Annotated in this window: 13 protein-coding genes; 7 read left to right on the forward strand and 6 right to left on the reverse strand. The window is 69.6% G+C overall.

Annotated features, from left to right (window positions below; translation table 11 throughout):
- Positions 1-38: 38 nt before the first annotated feature.
- From BM144_RS03325 to BM144_RS03335, 3 genes are all read right to left on the reverse strand, one after another.
- Positions 39-2210 carry a TonB-dependent siderophore receptor gene (locus BM144_RS03325; RefSeq protein ID WP_092949819.1) on the reverse strand — a complete coding sequence of 724 codons (2172 nt, stop codon included), beginning with the start codon at positions 2208-2210 and terminating at the stop codon, positions 39-41.
- Positions 2211-2395: 185 nt separating this feature from the next.
- A complete protein-coding gene (locus BM144_RS03330) occupies positions 2396-2821 on the reverse strand; it encodes a hypothetical protein (protein ID WP_092949821.1) in 426 nt (141 codons plus the stop codon).
- A gap of 82 nt (positions 2822-2903) precedes the next feature.
- Positions 2904-4604 (reverse strand): sensor domain-containing diguanylate cyclase, encoded by a 1701-nt coding sequence (locus BM144_RS03335; protein ID WP_092949823.1) that lies wholly within the window; start codon positions 4602-4604, stop codon positions 2904-2906.
- A gap of 128 nt (positions 4605-4732) precedes the next feature.
- Here BM144_RS03335 and BM144_RS03340 point away from each other — a divergent pair, with 128 nt between their 5' ends.
- From BM144_RS03340 to BM144_RS03360, 5 genes are all read left to right on the forward strand, one after another.
- Positions 4733-5620 (forward strand): plasmid replication/partition related protein, encoded by an 888-nt coding sequence (locus BM144_RS03340; RefSeq protein WP_092949825.1) that lies wholly within the window; start codon positions 4733-4735, stop codon positions 5618-5620.
- 99 nt (positions 5621-5719) lie between these two features.
- Positions 5720-9238 (forward strand): response regulator, encoded by a 3519-nt coding sequence (locus tag BM144_RS03345; protein WP_245783512.1) that lies wholly within the window; start codon positions 5720-5722, stop codon positions 9236-9238.
- On the forward strand, positions 9235-10092 hold the full coding sequence (locus BM144_RS03350) for a CheR family methyltransferase (RefSeq protein ID WP_092949827.1): 858 nt from the start codon (positions 9235-9237) through the stop codon (positions 10090-10092). The genes BM144_RS03345 and BM144_RS03350 overlap by 4 nt, the downstream gene beginning before the upstream one ends.
- A complete protein-coding gene (locus tag BM144_RS03355) occupies positions 10089-10700 on the forward strand; it encodes a chemotaxis protein CheB (protein WP_092949829.1) in 612 nt (203 codons plus the stop codon). The genes BM144_RS03350 and BM144_RS03355 overlap by 4 nt, the downstream gene beginning before the upstream one ends.
- A gap of 5 nt (positions 10701-10705) precedes the next feature.
- Positions 10706-11869: a hybrid sensor histidine kinase/response regulator gene (locus BM144_RS03360; protein WP_092950107.1), complete on the forward strand. Its 1164-nt coding sequence runs from the start codon at positions 10706-10708 to the stop codon at positions 11867-11869.
- 163 nt (positions 11870-12032) lie between these two features.
- Here BM144_RS03360 and BM144_RS03365 read toward each other — a convergent pair whose 3' ends face one another.
- Positions 12033-12404: a response regulator gene (locus BM144_RS03365; protein WP_092950108.1), complete on the reverse strand. Its 372-nt coding sequence runs from the start codon at positions 12402-12404 to the stop codon at positions 12033-12035.
- Positions 12405-12486: 82 nt separating this feature from the next.
- Positions 12487-14571 carry a catalase gene (locus BM144_RS03370; RefSeq protein ID WP_092949831.1) on the reverse strand — a complete coding sequence of 695 codons (2085 nt, stop codon included), beginning with the start codon at positions 14569-14571 and terminating at the stop codon, positions 12487-12489.
- 351 nt (positions 14572-14922) lie between these two features.
- Here BM144_RS03370 and BM144_RS03375 point away from each other — a divergent pair, with 351 nt between their 5' ends.
- On the forward strand, positions 14923-15885 hold the full coding sequence (locus tag BM144_RS03375; RefSeq protein WP_092949833.1) for a transglutaminase-like domain-containing protein: 963 nt from the start codon (positions 14923-14925) through the stop codon (positions 15883-15885).
- A 138-nt stretch (positions 15886-16023) separates the two neighbouring features.
- Here the strand turns inward: BM144_RS03375 and alkB are convergent, their stop codons facing one another.
- The gene (alkB, locus tag BM144_RS03380; RefSeq protein ID WP_092950109.1) at positions 16024-16683 is read right to left on the reverse strand and encodes a DNA oxidative demethylase AlkB; all 660 of its coding nucleotides are present in this window, start codon (positions 16681-16683) and stop codon (positions 16024-16026) included.
- A 106-nt stretch (positions 16684-16789) separates the two neighbouring features.
- Between alkB and BM144_RS03385 the strand changes: the two genes are divergently transcribed.
- Positions 16790-17467 (forward strand): DsbA family oxidoreductase, encoded by a 678-nt coding sequence (locus BM144_RS03385; RefSeq protein ID WP_092949835.1) that lies wholly within the window; start codon positions 16790-16792, stop codon positions 17465-17467.
- Positions 17468-17672 lie beyond the last annotated feature (205 nt).

Consider the following 17672-nt stretch of genomic DNA (forward strand, 5'->3'; position numbering starts at 1 on the left):
AAAGGTGGGAAAAGTGAGCGGGACCTGGCCGGAGCGGATCAGAAGCGCGCCTGCAGGCCCACCGTCACGGCCCGTGCACTGCCTGGCGTGACCCACAGGCGGCTGACCGACGTGGTGTAGTAGGTCTTGTCGAACACGTTGTCCACGTCGAGCGTGAGCCGCACCGCGGGCGTCAGGCGCCAGTAGGCGACCAGCTTGGCCGTGGTGTAGGCGGGCAGGTCGAAGGCCGGCGTGCCGGCGGCGGCTTCGGCCTGCGTGCGCGCCGCACCCAGCCGCTTGCCCACGTGGGTGATGCCGCCGCCCACGCCGTAGCGCTGGCCGTTGGCGAGCGCATCCTCGTACACGGCCAGCACGCTTCCGTTCACGCGCGGTACGTTGAGCAGCCGCCCGCCCACTTCCAGCGTGTTGTCGCGCAGCACCTCGACATCGTTCAGGACCAGGCTGGCGTTGAGGCGCCAGTGGGTGCTGAGCTGCCCGGCCAGATCGAATTCCGCGCCCCGGCTGCGCACCTTGCCGGCGGTGATCTGGAAGCTGCTGTCCACCGGATCGGTGGTGAGCATGTTGCGCTTGGTGATGTCGAACACGGCGGCCGTGGCGCCCATGCGCTGGTCTGCGCTTTCCCACTTCACGCCCAGCTCCAGCGCGCGGCCCTTCTCGGGCTCCAGCGCGAGGCCGCCACGGCCCACGGCGGACGTGAAGCCGCTGTTGGGCCGGAACGACGTCCCCGCGTTGGCATACACCGTCCATTGCGCGTTGGGCAGCCAGCTCACGCCCACGCGCGGCGAGGCGGCGGTGGGGTCCTGGCCGTCGGTGGAGCCGGTGCGGTGGTTGTCGTAGGTCTGGCGGTAGCGGTCGAAGCGCGCGCCGGCCAGCAGGCGCCACTGCGGCGCGATCTGGATGGCGTCCTGCGCATAGAAGGCCAGGTTGCGCTGGCGTTCGTTGAAATCGGTGTTGGGGCCTGGCACGGGCCGCGCCTGGCCGTAGACGGGGTTGAAGATGTCGATGCCGTAGGGCGCCGCGGCCGTGGGGTTGATGCGCAGCATGCGGGCATCCAGCGTATAGCGGTAGGTTTCCACGCCCATCAGCAGTTCGTGCGGCGTACCGCCCCATTGCACGTTGCCGATCAGCTCGGCCTGCAGGGCCGCGTCGTCCGACGAGAAATCGCGGTAGCGCCGCTGCCGCCGCAGCGTGCCGTCCGAGAGCAGGGCCGAGGCCTCGGTGGAGAAGCCCTCCAGGGAGGTCGTGCGGTACGACACCGCGAAGCGGCTGCGCCATTGCGCATTCCACTCGTGCAGCAGCGCGAGCTGGTGGGTGACGTTCTCCACGGTCACATCGCCGTCGCCGGGTTCTCCCAGGAAGCGGCTGCGCGGTATGGCGCCGAGCTGGTTGTTCACCGCGACGACGCCCCGGTCCAGGGGTGCGCGGTGGCGCAGGTATTCGCCGCTGTAGTCCAGCACGGTGCCGCTGCCCAGCTTCCAGGTGAAGGCGGGCGCCACCACCTGCCGCTGCGATCCCACGTGGTCGCGGAAGCCGTCGCGGTCTTCTGCGGCCACGTTGAGGCGGTAGGCAAAGTTCTCGCCCAGCGGTCCGGTGCTGTCGAGCGCCGCGCGCCGGTAGCCATGGCTGCCGGCATAGCCTTCCACGGCGTTGGCGGACTTCCACTGCGGGCGCTTGGTGACCACGTTCAGGGTGCCGCCCGGTTCGCTGCTGCCGTAGAGCGCGGCTGCCGGCCCCTTGAGGAATTCGATGCGTTCCACGCCGGCCATGTCGCGCGGGGCATTGAACCCCCGGTTGCCGGAGAAGCCGTTCAGCAGGGTGGCGGAACCGGTGTTCTCGTTGCCCGGCAGGCCGCGGATGGAGACGTTGTCCCACAGGCCGCCGAAGTTGTTCTGGCGCGAGACGCCGCCGACGTAGTCGAGCACCTCGTCCAGGCGCGTCGCGCCGAGGTCGTCGATGGCCTGCCGCGTGATGACGCGCACGGACTGCGGCAGCTCCCGCAGCGGGAGATCGGTCTTCGCGCCTGCGGCCTCCTGGGCCTGGTAGGCGCCCGACTCGGTGCGGCCGACGATCTCGATGGTGGACAACTGGGCCTCGCTGCGCGGCGCGGTGTCGCCGCCGGATTGCGCACGGGCGCCGCCCGCGAGCAGCGTGGCTGCGGCCACCGCGAGGGGCAGGGCCTTGAAGGCGGGGGTACGGGAAAGAACGGTCATGGAGAAACTCTTGCAAAAGGCAGGCCGTGCGCTGCCCGGCCGCAGGCCAGGGCGGCGCACGCGCCTGCGGGCCGCCCTGCGTGCGGGCAGCACGCGGGGCGGCGAAAAGGAGGAGAGGGAAACGGAAGCGGGGCCGTGCGCGGCACTGCTCAGAGCAGAGCAGAGTAGAGCAGATTGCCGCAGGCTCAGAGGAACCGGGCCGGCGGCGGGCCCCGGGCCGAGAAGGGGCGGGGCGCGTCGCTCGCGCAGTCCGGGGCTTGCCGGGCCGCAGGGCAGGCCAGGGCTGGCGTGGCTTCGGCCCACGGCAGGGCTGGCGTGGCTTCGGCCCACGGCAGGGCTGGCACCGGCGGCGGTGCAGCGCCGTGCAGGTGGGCGAATGCCAGGCAGCCGATGCACAGGCCGTGGCCGCCCGGGGAGCCTTTGTGTTCCGCGGGCGAATTCGCCGGGGCGGACGGTGGCGCTGCCAGGGCCGCGCCTTCTTGAACCGCTGCCTGCGTGGACGGTGCCAGCGCGTGGCGCAGATGCTCCGCTTCATGCAAGGACCAGCCCAGGCAGGCGTTCAGCCACAGGGCGAGCAGCAGGAAGAGCGTGAAGCGGCGCGGGGTGTGCATGGGTTTTCCGGAGCGCGGGATGATAGCGGCCCGCGGAACGGGACCGGTGGCGCGCGGGGGCGTCAGCCGCCGGCCCGGGGGGTCATTCGTCGGCCACGGCCACGCAGACCCGGTCCCGGCCTTCCTGCTTGGCGCGGTAGAGCGCCTTGTCGGCCCGCTCCAGGATCGTCGCGAGCGGCTCGCCGCCGCCATGGCAGAACGCGAGGCCGATGCTTACCGTGAGCAGCCCCACGCCCGGGAACTGCACCTTGCCCACCGCCAGGCGGATCTTCTCGGCCACCAGCCGGCCTTCTTCCCGGTCGCGGGGTTCGGGCAGCAGCACCACGAATTCTTCACCGCCGAAGCGGGCGACGAAATCGCTGGTGCGCACACAGCCCGTGATGACGCCTGCGAGGTGGCGCAGCACGGCATCGCCGGTCTGGTGTCCATGGGTGTCGTTGACGCGCTTGAAATGGTCCGCATCCACGATCATCAGTGCGAAACGCTGGCCGGTGGCGTTGCACTGCGCCATGAAGTGCCGCAGCGTTTCATCGAATCTGCGCCGGTTGTAGAGGCCGGTGAGGGGATCGCGCACGGCGAGGTTCTCCAGCTCCTGGTTGGCGCGGTGCAGCGCCTGGGTGCGCTCCTCGACCTGGTTCTCCAGCGAGGCATTGAGGCGCGAGAGTTCACGCTCGCGCTCCAGCAGCGATGCCGTCATCGACTGGAAGGAACGGTTCAACTGGGTGACTTCCTGCGTGTAGGTCCGCTCCGGGTACCGGGGCTCGCCTTCGCGCCGTTCGATCGTGCGCGCGGCGCGGGCCAGCAGCTCCAGCGGCCGGCTGAAACGCGCGGCCAACTGGTAGGCGACGAAGCCGCACAGCAGGGCGGCGGCGATCCCCAGGCCGGCGAGCTGCTGGCGCAGTGTGCGTGCCGGCGCCAGCGCCACATCCAGCGGCTGCCGCACGACGATGCGCCAGCCCAGTTCATTGCCCGCCACCACCGGCATCCCCACGGTGCTGGTCAGATACTGCGCGCCGTCGGCCCAGCGCAGGCGCTCGTACCGCCGCGCCGGGTTCGAGCCCGCCGGCAATTGCTGCTGCCCCGCAAGGCGGAACGGATACAGCACATTGCCGGCCTTGTCGGCGATCAGCACCTCGATCTGCTGCCCGGCCGTGCGGTCGACCACCACGGCTTCCACCGTCTCGGTGACCCAGTACCAGTGCGCATGCGCGCCGATCACGCCGCGCAGCTGCCCGCCGGAATCGATGATGGGGGCAGCGAAGTCGATGAAGCGCAGGGGCTGGTCCAGGTGCTTGTTGGGCAGCTTCTTGGCCAGCAGCACGGCCTCGTGGACGTCGCCCACGAACAGGCGGCTGCGGGCCTCCCGGAACCAGTCCCGGTGGTCCACCTTCTCGCCTACCAGGATGCCCCCGGTGGCCTGGGTGACCCGGCCTTCGGCACTGGTGACGCCGATCCAGGCGTATTCGTTGTGCGCGGCCTTGCGCAGGTCCAGCGCCTTGCGGATGTCCTCGCTGCCCAGGTCGCCCTGGGTCATCAGGATCGACTGCCGCAGCAGATCCACTTCGAGGGCCCGCTCGCGCAGGTTGGTGGCGAGCAGATCGGTCGCGGAGCGGGCCGTGGTGTACAGGATTTCTCCGCTGAAGCGAGCGAGGTCCTGGGTGGCGATGCGGCCGAGGTAGAGACCCACGCCCAGCACGCAGGCCAGCGCGAGCGCACCGAACCACAGCGTGAGTTGGCCACGCAGGCTGGGGGAGCGGTCGGGGGACCGGCGCAGTGGGTTCATGCCGCATTGTCGCGCTTGTGGCCGGCAGCTCGGCCGCAGGCATGGGGGGATTCCGCCGTGCAGTCCGGCCGGTGTGCGCTTCTCTCTACAATCCCGCCCCTTTCCGGCCCGCGCTATACCCCCAACCCATGTCCTCCATCATCGTCAAGGAAGAACTCAAGGCCTACATCGACCCGCTCACGCCCGAGGAGCATGCTGCGCTGGAGCGCAGCCTCCTGGCGGAGGGTTGCCGGGACGCGCTCGTCCTCTGGGGCGACGTGCTCGTGGACGGCCACAACCGCTATGGCATCTGCCAGAAGCACGGCTTGCCCTTCAACACCATCCAGCACCCGCATTTCCGCTCCATGGAAGACGTGCACCTGTGGATGATCGACCAGCACCTGGGGCGCCGCAGCGTCTCGGATTTCCAGCGGGGCGTGCTGGCCTTGCGCAAGCGCGAGATCCTCGCGCAGCGCTCAGCGGCCCCGGCCGATACCGCTGCAGCGGGCGACGACGCCCCCTGGGAAGCTCCCGCGGAGGCCTTCGGGGACGGCACATCCGCTCCGGTGCCCTCGCCATCGCAGGACGGCCCGCCGGGTGCGCCGGGCGCGGAGCCATTGACCAGCCGCGAGGCCATCGCCCGCGCGGCGCGGCTCAGCAGCAGCCAGGTGGTGATGATCGAGAAGATCCAGAAGCAGGCGGCCCCCGAACTGGTGGCGGCGGTACGGTCGGGTTCGATCTCCATCAATGCGGCCGCGGCCGTGGCCACGCTGCCCGAGGACGAGCAACGCGCCGCAGCGCTGGCAGGCAAGGATGAGCTGCGCCAGGCCGCCAAACGGGCGCGCGATGCGCGGCGCAAGCCGCGCGCCGATGCGCCTGCGCAAGAGCCGATCTCGGAGGATTCCGCTGGGGGGAACGAGGGTGCCGAAGCGCCCGGCGATGTCCACGCATTGCGCCGCCAGGTGGCGGAACTCACCGCAGAAAACGAAGCCTTGCGCCAGGAGATCGCGCGACTGCGGGCGTCGGCCGCGGGCTGAAGCCCCGCGCGGGACGGTTGCTCCTCCTTTTGCAGGATACGGCCTACGCGGCCGGGTGAAGGGGCGCCCTATCATCGGCGCCTTCCTTTTGCCGCCGCCATGCCTTCCCAGTCCCTCAAGTCCGAAAAAAACCACCGCGGCATGCCCTTGCGCCTGCTCGTCGGTTTCGTCCTTGCCGCCATCGCCACGGCGGTCATCGCGATCTTCACGTACCTGTCGCAGCAGGACCGTGCCGACGCGGTGCGGCGCATCAACGTGGCGGTCGAGTCGATCGTGCAGATGCAATATGTGCTGTCGCTCGCGAAGGATGCCGAAACGGGCCAGCGCGGCTACCTGCTCACCGGCGAGCCGCGCTACCTCGCGCCGTATGAGACCGCGCAGGCAGCGCTGGAGCCGGAGCTCGATCGCCTGCGCCGGCTGGTGAGCGATTCCCCACGGCAGCTGCGCCGCTACGAGCAACTGCAGCCGCTCGCGCGCCAGAAAATGGCCGAGCTGCGCGAGACCATCCAGTTGCGCCAGTCCGGGCAGGCAGACGCCGCGATGGAGGTGGTCAAGACCGACCGCGGCCGCGCCACGATGGACGCCATCCGCACGCTGGTCCGCGACATGGTCGCGGCCGAGCGCGAGGAACTGGAAGAGCGGCGCCGCATGTGGGACGAAGCGGCGAGCTTCGGTGCCTATTTCACCTGGGGCGGCGCGCTCGTGCTGCTGGCTTTCATCCTGGCCTCGGCTGCGATGACCGAGGCCGACCACCGCGCCAAGGCACGCGAGGCCTGGATCCGCAGCGGGTTGATGGGCCTGTCGGACGAGATCCAGGGCGACCAGCGTCTCGAGGACCTGGGCCCGCGGGTTCTGGCCTACCTCGCGCGGTGGCTCGGCGCGCAGGTGGGTGCGGCCTACGTTGCCGAAGGACACGGCTCGTTCCGCCGCTTCGGGGGCTATGCGCTGGCCGCGGGTGCGAGCGCCGAGCACGTCGCGGCCGGGCAGGGCCTGGTGGGGCAGGCCGCCCAGTCGCTGCAGACCATCCATGCCAAGGCCGTGCCGGCCCCGCACTTGGCGGTGCAGTCGGGCGTGGGGCGCAGCACGCCGGGCGAACTGGTGGTGCTGCCCGCCGTACACAACGGCGCGGTCCAGGTCGTCATCGAACTCGGTTTCTTCCGGGCCGTGCGCGACAGCGACCTCGAATTGCTGGCGCGCGCTTCCGACCAACTGGCCATTGCCGTGCGCGCAGCGGCGGACCGTTCGCAGCTCGAAGCCCTGCTCGAGGAAACGCAGCGGCAGGCCGAGGAACTGCAGGCGCAGCAGGAAGAACTGCGCGTGAGCAACGAGGAGCTCGAACAGCAGAGCCGGGTGCTGCAGGAATCCCAGGCGCAGATGGAAGCCCAGCAGACGGAACTCGAACAGAGCAATGCGCAGCTGGAAGAGCAGACCCAGCAGCTCGAATACCAGAAACAGCAGCTCCTGCGGGCGCAGGACGCACTTTCGGACAAGGCGCGCGACCTGGAGCAGGCGAGCCAGTACAAGAGCGAATTCCTGGCCAACATGAGCCATGAGCTGCGGACCCCGCTCAATTCGAGCCTGATCCTTGCCAAGCTGCTGGCCGACAACAAGGCCGGCAACCTCACCTCCGATCAGGTGCGGTATGCGGAAACCATCCACGGTGCGGGCAACGACCTGCTGCTGCTCATCAACGACATCCTCGACCTCGCGAAGATCGAGGCGGGCCAGGCCACCGTCGAGATCGAAACCGTGGATTTGGCGCGCACCGTGCAGGCGATCGCGGAGCCCTTGCGTCCGCTGGCGCAGCAGAAAGACCTGGCTTTCGGCGTGACCGTGGAGCCTGGCGTGCCCCGCCATCTGCGCACCGATGCGCAGCGGCTGGGCCAGATCCTGAAGAACCTGCTCTCCAACGCGATCAAGTTCACCGAGCGCGGCGAAGTGGCCCTGCGCGTGGCCGCGCAGCCCGACGGGCTACTGGCCTTTTCGGTGCGCGACACCGGCATCGGCATTTCGGAAGACCAGCAGGGCCTGATCTTCGAGGCCTTCCGCCAGGCCGACGGCAGCACGCACCGCAAGTACGGCGGCACGGGGCTGGGCCTGTCGATCTCGCGCGATCTCGCGCAGTTGCTGGGCGGCAGCGTGTCGGTGCAGAGCGCGCCGGGCCAGGGCAGCGTGTTCACGCTGGTGCTGCCCACGCAGCCGCCCGAGAGCGCCGCGGAAGGGGCACAGGTGCAGTCCCCGCCTGCTGCACCGCAGCGCGCCGTGGCCACGGCCAGCGCCACGCCCGCATCACCCGCGCCGTCCGCGCCGTCCGCGCCGTCCGCGCCGTCCGCGCCAGCGGCCGAGCAGCCGGCCCTCGCCCCCCAGCCCGCGCCGCCGCGCCGCCCCGCATCCGCCGTGGCCGATGACCGCGACGGCCTGCGGGCCGGCAAGCGCACCATCCTGGTGGTGGAGGACGACGTGCGCTTCGCGCGCATCCTCGTGGATCTGGCCCATGAGATGGACTTCCAGTGCATCGTCACCCACAGCGGGGGCGAGGGGCTGGCGGCGGCCAACGACTACATGCCCAGCGCCGTGGTGCTGGACATGAACCTGCCGGACTTCTCGGGCCTGGGTGTGCTCGACCAGCTCAAGCGCAACCCCGCCACGCGGCACATCCCCGTGCACGTGGTCTCGGTGGCCGACTATTCGCAGGAGGCCATGGGCCGCGGCGCGATCGGCTACGCGCTCAAACCCGTGAAACGCGATGAACTCGTGCAGGCCCTGCAGCGCATGGAAGCCAAGTTCACCCAGGCGCTGCGCCGCGTGCTCGTGGTGGAAGACGATGACCGCCAGCGCGAGAGCATGCGGCACCTGCTGGCCAATGGCGACGTGCAGATCATCGGTGCGGAAACGGCCCAGCGTGCGCTGCAACTGCTGCGCGAGAGCACCTTCGACTGCATGGTGATGGACCTGAACCTGCCCGACCTGAGCGGCTACGAGTTGCTCGAGCAGATGGCGGGAGAGGAGGACGTGGCGTTCCCGCCGGTGATCGTCTACACCGGGCGCTCGCTCTCGCGGGACGAAGAGCAGCGGCTGCGGCGGTTCTCCAAGTCGATCATCATCAAGGACGCGCGTTCGCCCGAGCGCCTGCTCGACGAAGTCACCCTGTTCCTGCACCAGGTGGAATCCAGCCTGCCCGTGGACCGGCAGCAGATGCTGCGCCTGGCGCGCGACCGCGAATCGACCTTCGATGGCCGCAGCATCCTCGTGGTGGAAGACGACGTGCGCAACATCTTCGCGCTCTCCAGCGTGCTGGAGCCCACGGGCGCGAAAGTGCAGATCGCCCGCAACGGCCGTGAAGCGCTGGAGGCGCTCGAACGCTCGCAGGCCGGCGACGCGCCGCACGTGGACCTCGTGCTCATGGACATCATGATGCCGGAGATGGACGGCTTCACCGCGATGAGCGAGATCCGCAAGCGGCCCGAATGGCGCCGCCTGCCCATCATCGCGCTCACGGCCAAGGCTATGAAGGACGACCAGGAGAAGTGCCTCGCGGCCGGTGCCAACGACTACATCGCCAAGCCGCTGGATGTCGAGAAGCTGCTCTCGCTCGTGCGGGTGTGGATGCCCAAGTGACCACTGCCGAAGACGCCGCCGCGGCCGTGGGCCGAAAGACCTTCGACATCGAGCAGCACCTGCTGGTCGAGGCCATCTACCGCCGCTACCACTACGACTTCCGGGGGTATGCGCAGGCATCGCTCAAGCGCCGCCTGCAGACGGCACTCACGCGGTTCCACTGCCGCTCGCTGTCGCAGCTGCAGCACCTGGTGCTGCACGAGCCCGATGTGTTCCCCGCGATGCTCGAATACCTGACGGTGCAGGTGAGCGAGATGTTCCGCGACCCCCGCTATTTCCGTGCGCTGCGCGAAACCGTGGTGCCGATCCTGCGCACCTACCCGTCGCTCAAGATCTGGGTGGCCGGCTGCAGCACCGGCGAGGAGGTGTATTCGCTCGCCATCCTGCTGCGCGAGGAAGGCCTGCTGGAGCGCACGCTCATCTACGCCACCGACATCAACGCCAATGCCCTGCAGAAGGCCGAGGCGGGCGTGTATGCGATCGAGCGGGTGCCCGGCTTCACCGAGAACCATGCCCGCTCGGGCGGCCGGGGCTCGCTGTCGGAGCACTACACGGCCGCCTACGGCCGCGTGGTGTTCGACAAGAGCCTGCGCCGGCACATCGTGTTCTCCGACCACAGCCTGGCCACCGACAGCGTGTTCGCCGAGGTGCACCTCGTCTCGTGCCGCAACGTGCTCATCTATTTCGACCGCGACCTGCAGGACCGCGCGCTCGGCCTGTTCGAGGAGGCGCTGTGCCGCAAGGGCTTCCTGGGGCTGGGCTCGAAGGAGTCGCTGCGCTTTTCGGCCCACGCACAGTCCTTCGACGAGCTGGTGGCGCCCGAACGCATCTACCAGAAGCGGGGAGGCGCATGAGCCGGCCCGGACCCTATCCGGCGAGCACGGCAGCCCCGTTCGACGCCATCGTCGTCGGCGGATCGGCCGGCAGCGTGGAGGCGCTCGCGGTCCTGCTGCCGGCGCTGCCGGCCGCCCAGCGCGCCGCGGTGTTCGTGGTGCTGCACCTGCCCCGCGACCGGCCCAGCCTGCTGTGCGACATCTTCCAGCCGCGCTGCGCACTGCCGCTGCGCGAAGCCCAGGACAAGGAGCCGGTGGAAGCCGGGACGGTGTATTTCGCTCCGCCCGACTACCACCTGCTGATCGACCGGGGGCCGGTGCTGGCGCTGTCCGTCGACGACCCCGTGCATTTCTCGCGGCCTTCCATCGACATTCTTTTCGAATCCGCTGCCGACGCCTATGGCGAGCGGCTGCTGGCCATCCTGCTCTCCGGTGCCAACCATGACGGCGCGCAGGGCATCGCGGCCGTGCAGGCCGCTGGCGGCACCACCATCGTGCAAGACCCTGAAAGCGCACCCATGACCACCATGCCCGAAGCGGCACTGCAGCTGTGCACGCCGACCCATGTCCTCTCGCCGCAGCGCATTGCCGAGTGGCTGGCCGCGCTGCCGCACGGAGCGCGCCGATGATCGCCATGCCCCCCCTGCCCGCCACGCCGCCGCCGCCGCCGCGCGCCGCCGCGCCGGTCAAATGCCTGCTGGTGGACGACGTTCCCGAGAACCTGATCGCGCTGGAAGCGCTGCTGCGCCGGGACGACGTGCAGATCCTCAAGGCCGCCTCGGGGCCCGAAGCGCTGGAGCTGCTGCTGGCGCACACCGATGTCGCACTGGCGATGCTCGATGTGCAGATGCCCGAGATGAACGGCTTCGAGCTGGCCGAGCTGATCCGCGGCAGCGAGCGCACGCGCCACATCCCGCTCATGTTCATGACCGCCGGCTCGCGCGATCAGAACTGGCAGTTCAAGGGCTATGAAAACGGGGCGGTGGACTTTCTCTACAAGCCCATCGATCCGCACATGCTGGTCAACAAGGCCAACGTATTCTTCGAGCTGCACCGGCAGAAGGTCGCGCTGGCCTGCGAGCTGCGCGACCGCACGCAGGCCCTGCAGCTCAGCGAGATGTTCATGGCCGTGCTCAGCCACGATCTGCGCGGGCCGCTGAGTGCCATTCTGGCGAGCGCGATGGTGCTCAAGCGCTCGCAGGAGCCCGAAAAGGTGCTGTCGATGGCGGACAAGGTGCAGACCAGCGCGCAGCGCATGGGCCGCATGATCGAAGACCTGCTGGACGTGACGCGTGCGCGCCAGTTCGGAGGACTGCCCGTGCGCGCGGCGCCGGCCGACCTCGGCGAGCTGGTGCAGCGCACGGCCGCCGAATGGCGCACCAGCCATCCGGACCGCACCATCGCGGTCACGCGGGATGGCGACCTGACGGGCCAGTGGGACGCCGAGCGCCTCTACCAGGTCGCCGCCAATCTGCTGGGCAATGCCATCCACCACGGCGATCCGCAGCAGCCCGTGGAGGTGCACCTGGACGGGCAGGGCGCGGCCAGTGTGGTGATGACGGTGCGCAACGGCGGCGAGATCCCGGCCGCGCTGATTCCACAGCTGTTCGATCCGTTCCGGGGGCGCGAGCGCGAGCCGGGGCGGCACCAGGGGCTGGGGCTGGGGCTCTACATCGTCCACCAGATCGTGACCGCGCATGGCGGATCGATCGGGGTCTGTTCGCGCGAGGGGCGCACGCTGTTCCGGGTGGAGCTGCCCCGCGAGGCGCCGCCCTGCGCGTTGCGCAGCGCAGACTGACCGAGCCCAAAGCATTCGCCACCAAACCGGGGGCGGATGCCACGGCGCCGCCTGCGGACCCCGGGCGTGCCCACAGCCTTGCGCGGCGCGGTCAACCCTGCGGGCCGCAGGCGCAAAGGCGCATGGCCCGGTTGCTGGCCGGCCAGGGTTTCGGCGTTGCGGTTCAGGCCCTCCGGGGTCCGCGCAGGGCGCTGCGGATCGACTCCATCAAGGTTTCGAGGTCTTCCAGCTCGAAAGGTTTGAGCAGGGCGCGCACGTTGGGGCCCAGCGTGTCGAGCCCATGGCCGAACTGGTAGCCCGAGCACAGCACCACCCAGCGTTGCCGGTCGGCCTGCAGCAGGCGCCGGCACAGGTCGGTGCCGGACATCCCGGGCAGGCTCACATCGGTCACCACGATGTCGAAGGGCTGCGGCCCGTCGAGCGCGAGTGCCTCTTCCGCCGTGGCGCAGGAGGTGACCTCGCGGTCGTCTCCTTCGATCAGCATGCCGATGGTCTCCCGGAGTTCGGCGTTGTCTTCCACGTACAGGATGCGCAAGGGGGTCATTCTGGTTTGTTTCCCTTCGGAGAGTCGCTGTGCGAGCGGTAAAGCGGGCGGGCCGGTGCCTTCGGGATGCGCATCATGCCAGCATCCGCACCTTGGGTTCGCGGTCCCATTGGCGGGTTGCCGCGGCCTTCACGAAGGCGGCCGTATCGTCCGGCGCCAGCACCCCGGCGTCGGCTTCGATGCCGGCGGCCTCGATGATCGGCTGCGAGCCCTTGCAGGCCGCGATCGCCTTCAGGTGGCCGAAGGCGTCGCGGAACCAGTCCACGGCCGCGGCCTCCCGGGCCAGCTGCGCGCCGGCCTGCGGCGACAGCACCGAGGCGACGGCGTCGAACACCACCGAGGGCGTTCCGGCGAGCTGCCCGTCGGCGGGCAGCCGGGTGCCGTCTGCGAGCAGCGCGCCGCCCACCTTGGGGGCCACGATCTTGACCTGGGCGCCGGCTTTTTCCACCGCAGCGCGCAGCGCGGCGATCGGACCCGGCGCAGACCCGTCGGCCACGAGGATGCCGACGCAGCGGCCTTCCAGCGTGGGCTTCATGCGGTCGATGATGCGCAGTGCCGGCGAGAGCGGCAGGTCCTGCACGGGCGCGGCGGCGGGGAAGGGTGCGGGCAGTTCCGGCACGCCCAGGCCGTCGGCGACGCGCTGCGCGAGCGACGCATCGACGTTCAGCAGCTGTGCGAGCACGGCGATGCGCACGCGCTCGGTCTCCACTTTCGACAGCTCGAACACCAGCGCGGAAGCCATGTGCGCCTGCTCGACGACGCTCTGGCTGCGGAAGAACATGCGCGCCTGGCTGTAGTGGTCCGCGAAGCTCTCGGGGCGCAGGCGGCCCTTGGCGCCGTCGTCCTCCAGCCGTTCGGCGAAGTGGCGGAAGCCCTGCGCCACGGAGGCGCGCGGCGTGTCCGGCTGCAGGCTGCTGGGCTCATAGGCCACGCGGCCCTTGGGCACCTGCATCTGCATGTGCCCGTCGCGCTGCATGTTGTGGAAGGGGCACTTCGGCGCGTTGACCGGGATCTGCACGAAGTTCGGGCTGCCCAGCCGGGAGAGCTGCGTGTCGAGGTACGAGAACAGCCGGCCCTGCAGCAGCGGATCGTTGGAGAAGTCGATGCCCGGCGGCAGGTTGGCGGGGCAATAGGCCACCTGCTCGGTCTCGGCGAAGAAGTTGTCGGGCCAGCGGTTGAGCACCATGCGACCGATGGTCTTGAGCGGCACCAGTTCTTCGGGCACGAGCTTGGTGGCGTCGAGGTGGTCGAACGGGAAGCGCGAGGCCTCCTCCTCGGTGAAGAGCTGCACGGCCAGGTCCCACTCGGGGAAGTTGCCCGACTGGATGGCCTCGAACAGGTCGCGCCGGTGGAAATCGTTGTCGGCGCTCTGCAGCTTCAGTGCCTCGTCCCAGACGGTCGACTGGATGCCCAGGCGCGGGCGCCAGTGGAACTTCACGAAGGTGCTTTCGCCCTTCGCGTTCACCAGCCGGAAGGAGTGCACGCCGAAGCCTTCGATGGTGCGCAGGCTCCGCGGAATAGTGCGGTCGCTCATGGCCCACATGATCATGTGCAGGCTCTCGGGCATCAGCGAGATGAAATCCCAGAACGTGTCGTGTGCGCTCGCGGCCTGCGGGAAGGCACGGTCGGGCTCCATCTTCACGGCGTGGACGAGGTCGGGGAACTTCATCGCGTCCTGGATGAAGAACACCGGGATGTTGTTGCCCACGAGGTCCCAGTTGCCTTCGTCGGTGTAGAACTTCACCGCGAAGCCGCGCACGTCGCGCGGGGTGTCCACCGAGCCGGCACCGCCGGCCACGGTGGAGAAGCGGCAGAACACGGGCGTCTGTTTGCCCACCTCGGTGAGGATGCGCGCCGTCGTGTGCTGCTCCAGGCTCTCGGTCAATTCGAAGAAGCCGTGCGCAGCGCTGCCCCGCGCATGCACGATGCGTTCAGGGATGCGCTCGTGGTCGAAATGCGTGATCTTCTCGCGCAGGATGAAGTCTTCCAGCAGCGTCGGGCCGCGCACCGTGGGCCGCAGCGAATTCTGGTTGTCCGCGACGGGAATGCCCTGCTGCGTGGTGAGCACCGGGTGGTCGCCGCCCGCCTGCTGCTGCAATTCGCCCCCCTGTCCGCGCGTGCTGTCGCCGGCCGACGCGGCGGATGTGGGCCATGGCATCCGGGAAGCGCCGGAGTCGTCTTTGCGGGGAGAAGGGGCCGTGGAATTCTTGGGCATGGGAGATCCTTGTGGGCGCTCGTGGGGTGGTCGCCGTTGTGGGGAACAGGGATCTTTTCCCGCAGCCTGTATCGGATCTGTAGGACAAGCGCGCTTTGCCGGACCCGCTGCCGCGCACGGTACGCCGCCCTGCAAACACTGGCGCGTGGACGCGCTGTCGGCTGACAGTCCTGCTGCCGAGCGCTCGGGATACTGGCTGCGCATGCAGGCAGACCGTGCTGGCGGGGCCTGCAAGGCGGCCCGCGCAGCAGCAACCCGGCAGCGCACTTTTCCTACCCCATCGCCCACTACACAATGATCCGAATCAAGCTCCAGCTCGAATTGGAGTACCTGGTGAACGAAGGTCCGGGCGCGGACTTCGTCTTCAACATCCACGCTGCGCAGACTGCGAGCCAGAACGTCCTGGACGAGAGCCTGCAGATCAGCCAGCCTGCCGCCGTGCCGCAATTGCACACGGACGTCGCCACCGGAACGCGCTGCCTGCGGCTGCATGCCGACCCCGGCCCGCTCACCGTGGCCTATGCCGCCACGATCGACATGGACCACCACACCGCCGATCCGGCGCGCATTCCCGAAGTGCCGGTGCGCGAACTGCCGCCCGAAGCGGTGGCCTACATCCTGCCGAGCCGCTATTGCCAGTCGGACCGGCTCATCACGCTCGCCACGCGCGAGTTCGGCCACCTGTGGCAGGGCTACAGCCGTGTGCAGGCCATCTGCGACTGGGTGCGTGGCCATGTGGCTTTCCGCTCCAACACGTCCAATTCCGCCACCTCCGCCATCGACACCTTCGTGGAGCGCGTCGGCGTATGCCGGGATTTCGCGCACCTCATGATCGCGCTGTGCCGCGCGCTGAATATTCCTGCGCGCATCGCCACCGGCACCGACTACGGCGCCGACCCTGCGCTGGGCCCGCCGGATTTCCATGCCTATGTGGAAGCGTTCCTCGGCGACCGCTGGTATGTCTTCGACCCGTCGGGCACGGCCATCCCCATGGGCATGGTGCGGCTCGCCACGGGCCGCGATGCCGCCGACGTGGCCTTCGCGACGATCTTCGGCAGCGTGCAGTCGCAGGCGCCCAAGATCCGCGCGTGGGCGGTGCAGGATCCGGCGCGCGGGTTCGAACTGCCCCACCATTCCTCGCTCGCCCTGTCGACCGACGCGCCGCGCGGACACGGGCAGGGCGCCCCGGTGGCGCCCGTGCGCAACGGGCGCCGCACGGGAGTGTCGGGCCGCACGTCGGCCGCCATGGCCCTCTGAATCGCCGGAGGGGGCGCACCGGCCCCTCTCTGCGGTTCTGCAGATAAAAAGTGCTCCATGCCGCCGTATCCATTCAATAGTTTGCTATAAATAAGATAGCAATTGAATGCGCCAGCGGCCGGCGGTGGCGCAGGACTTTCAGCCTGCCTTGCGGAAGGTCAGGTTCACGCGGGCCGCGCCCCAGTCCGGGTGCTCTCCCTGCGGCACCGGCATCACGCCGTGGAAGCGCAGGCGGTCCACACCGCCCCATACCACCACATCGCCGTGCCGCAGCGCCACGCGCGCTGCCGGGCCTGCACGCTCGAATCCGCCCCAGAGAAACACCGCGTCCAGCCCGAGCGATACCGAGACGATGGGCGCCTGCAGATCCCTTTCGTCACGGTCCTGGTGCAGGGACAGGCGGGCGCCCGGCGCATAGCGGTTGATGAGGCAGGCGTCGGGCCGGAAGCCGTCGAATCCGGCGGCGGCCGCTGCGTCGTGGGCGAGCTGCTCGAAGCGCGCTGGCATGGCGGGCCACGGCTTCCCGCTGGCGGGGTCGTGGCGTGCATAGCGGTAGCCGCGCCGGTCGCTCACCCAGCCCAGCGCGCCGCAGCTGGTGGTGCCGACCGACATCGCACGGCCTCCCGGCGTCTCCATGTGCCGCCACGGCGCCGCTTGCGCGACGGCCAGCACGTCGGCCCGCAGGGCCTGCGCCTGCGGCCGCGCGAAGCCGCGCAGCAGCACCGCGCCGGGGCCGAGCGGCAGCCGCCCGGCGGGAGCAGCGGGGTCGTCGTCGGTGTCGAACAAATCGGGGGGCATGGCGGTGCGGAGGGCGGCAGTCTTCCACATGGCGCCATCGCCGGGGTCCTGCAAGGGTTCGTCGGCCCTGGCATGCTCTGCGGTGCCCTTTTTGAGGAGAATTTCCATGACCACCGCTTCGCCTTCCGCCGCCGCACCGCTCAAGATCGATTTCGTCTCCGATGTGTCCTGCCCCTGGTGCGCCATCGGCCTGCAGTCGCTGGACCGTGCGCTGCAGGCGCTGGGCGACACCGTCCAGGCCACGGTGCATTTCCAGCCCTTCGAACTCAACCCGCAGATGGGCCCGGGCGGGCAGGACATCGGCGAACACCTGGCCGAGAAATACGGCGCATCGCTCGAGCAGACCGCCCAGACGCAGCGCGCCATCGCCGAACGGGGCGCCGCACTCGGATTCACCTTCAACATGGACCGCCGCAGCCGCATCTACAACACCTTCGATGCGCACCGCCTGCTGCACTGGGCGGCCGAGGAGGGCAGCCCGGCGGCGCAATCGGCGCTCAAGCTGGCGCTCTTCCGCGCTTACTTCACCGAAGGCAACGACCCGGGCGACCGCCCGCTGCTGGCGCGCCTGGCGGCCGAAGCGGGCCTGGACGCCGGCCGCGCAGCGCAGGTGCTGGAATCGGGCGAATACGCCGATGCGGTGCGCGAGCGCGAAGCCTTCTACCAGCAGCACGGCATCCACTCGGTGCCGGCGGTCATCGTCAACGATCGCCACCTGATCCAGGGCGGCCAGCCTCCGGAAGTGTTCGAGCAGGCCCTGCGCAAGATCGCGGCGCAGGAGTGATGTGTGCCAGGCAACTGCCCCGGGGCAGTTGTCTGGAGGGGCGAAGCTGCGGCATTGGGGCGCCGGCCGGGGTGCCGACTGCTCGGCGGAAGGCCGAGGCCACTTAAGACTCCCCTAAGTCGGCTTTGGCACATTGGGGGCTCAGCAGCCGTTGTCTCTTCTCCCTCCCTCCTCCACGAAAGGCTGCTTTTCACCCGCTTCGGCG

The sequence above is a fragment of the Paracidovorax konjaci genome, from assembly GCF_900112675.1.
Taxonomy (GTDB): Bacteria; Pseudomonadota; Gammaproteobacteria; order Burkholderiales; family Burkholderiaceae_C; genus Paracidovorax; species Paracidovorax konjaci.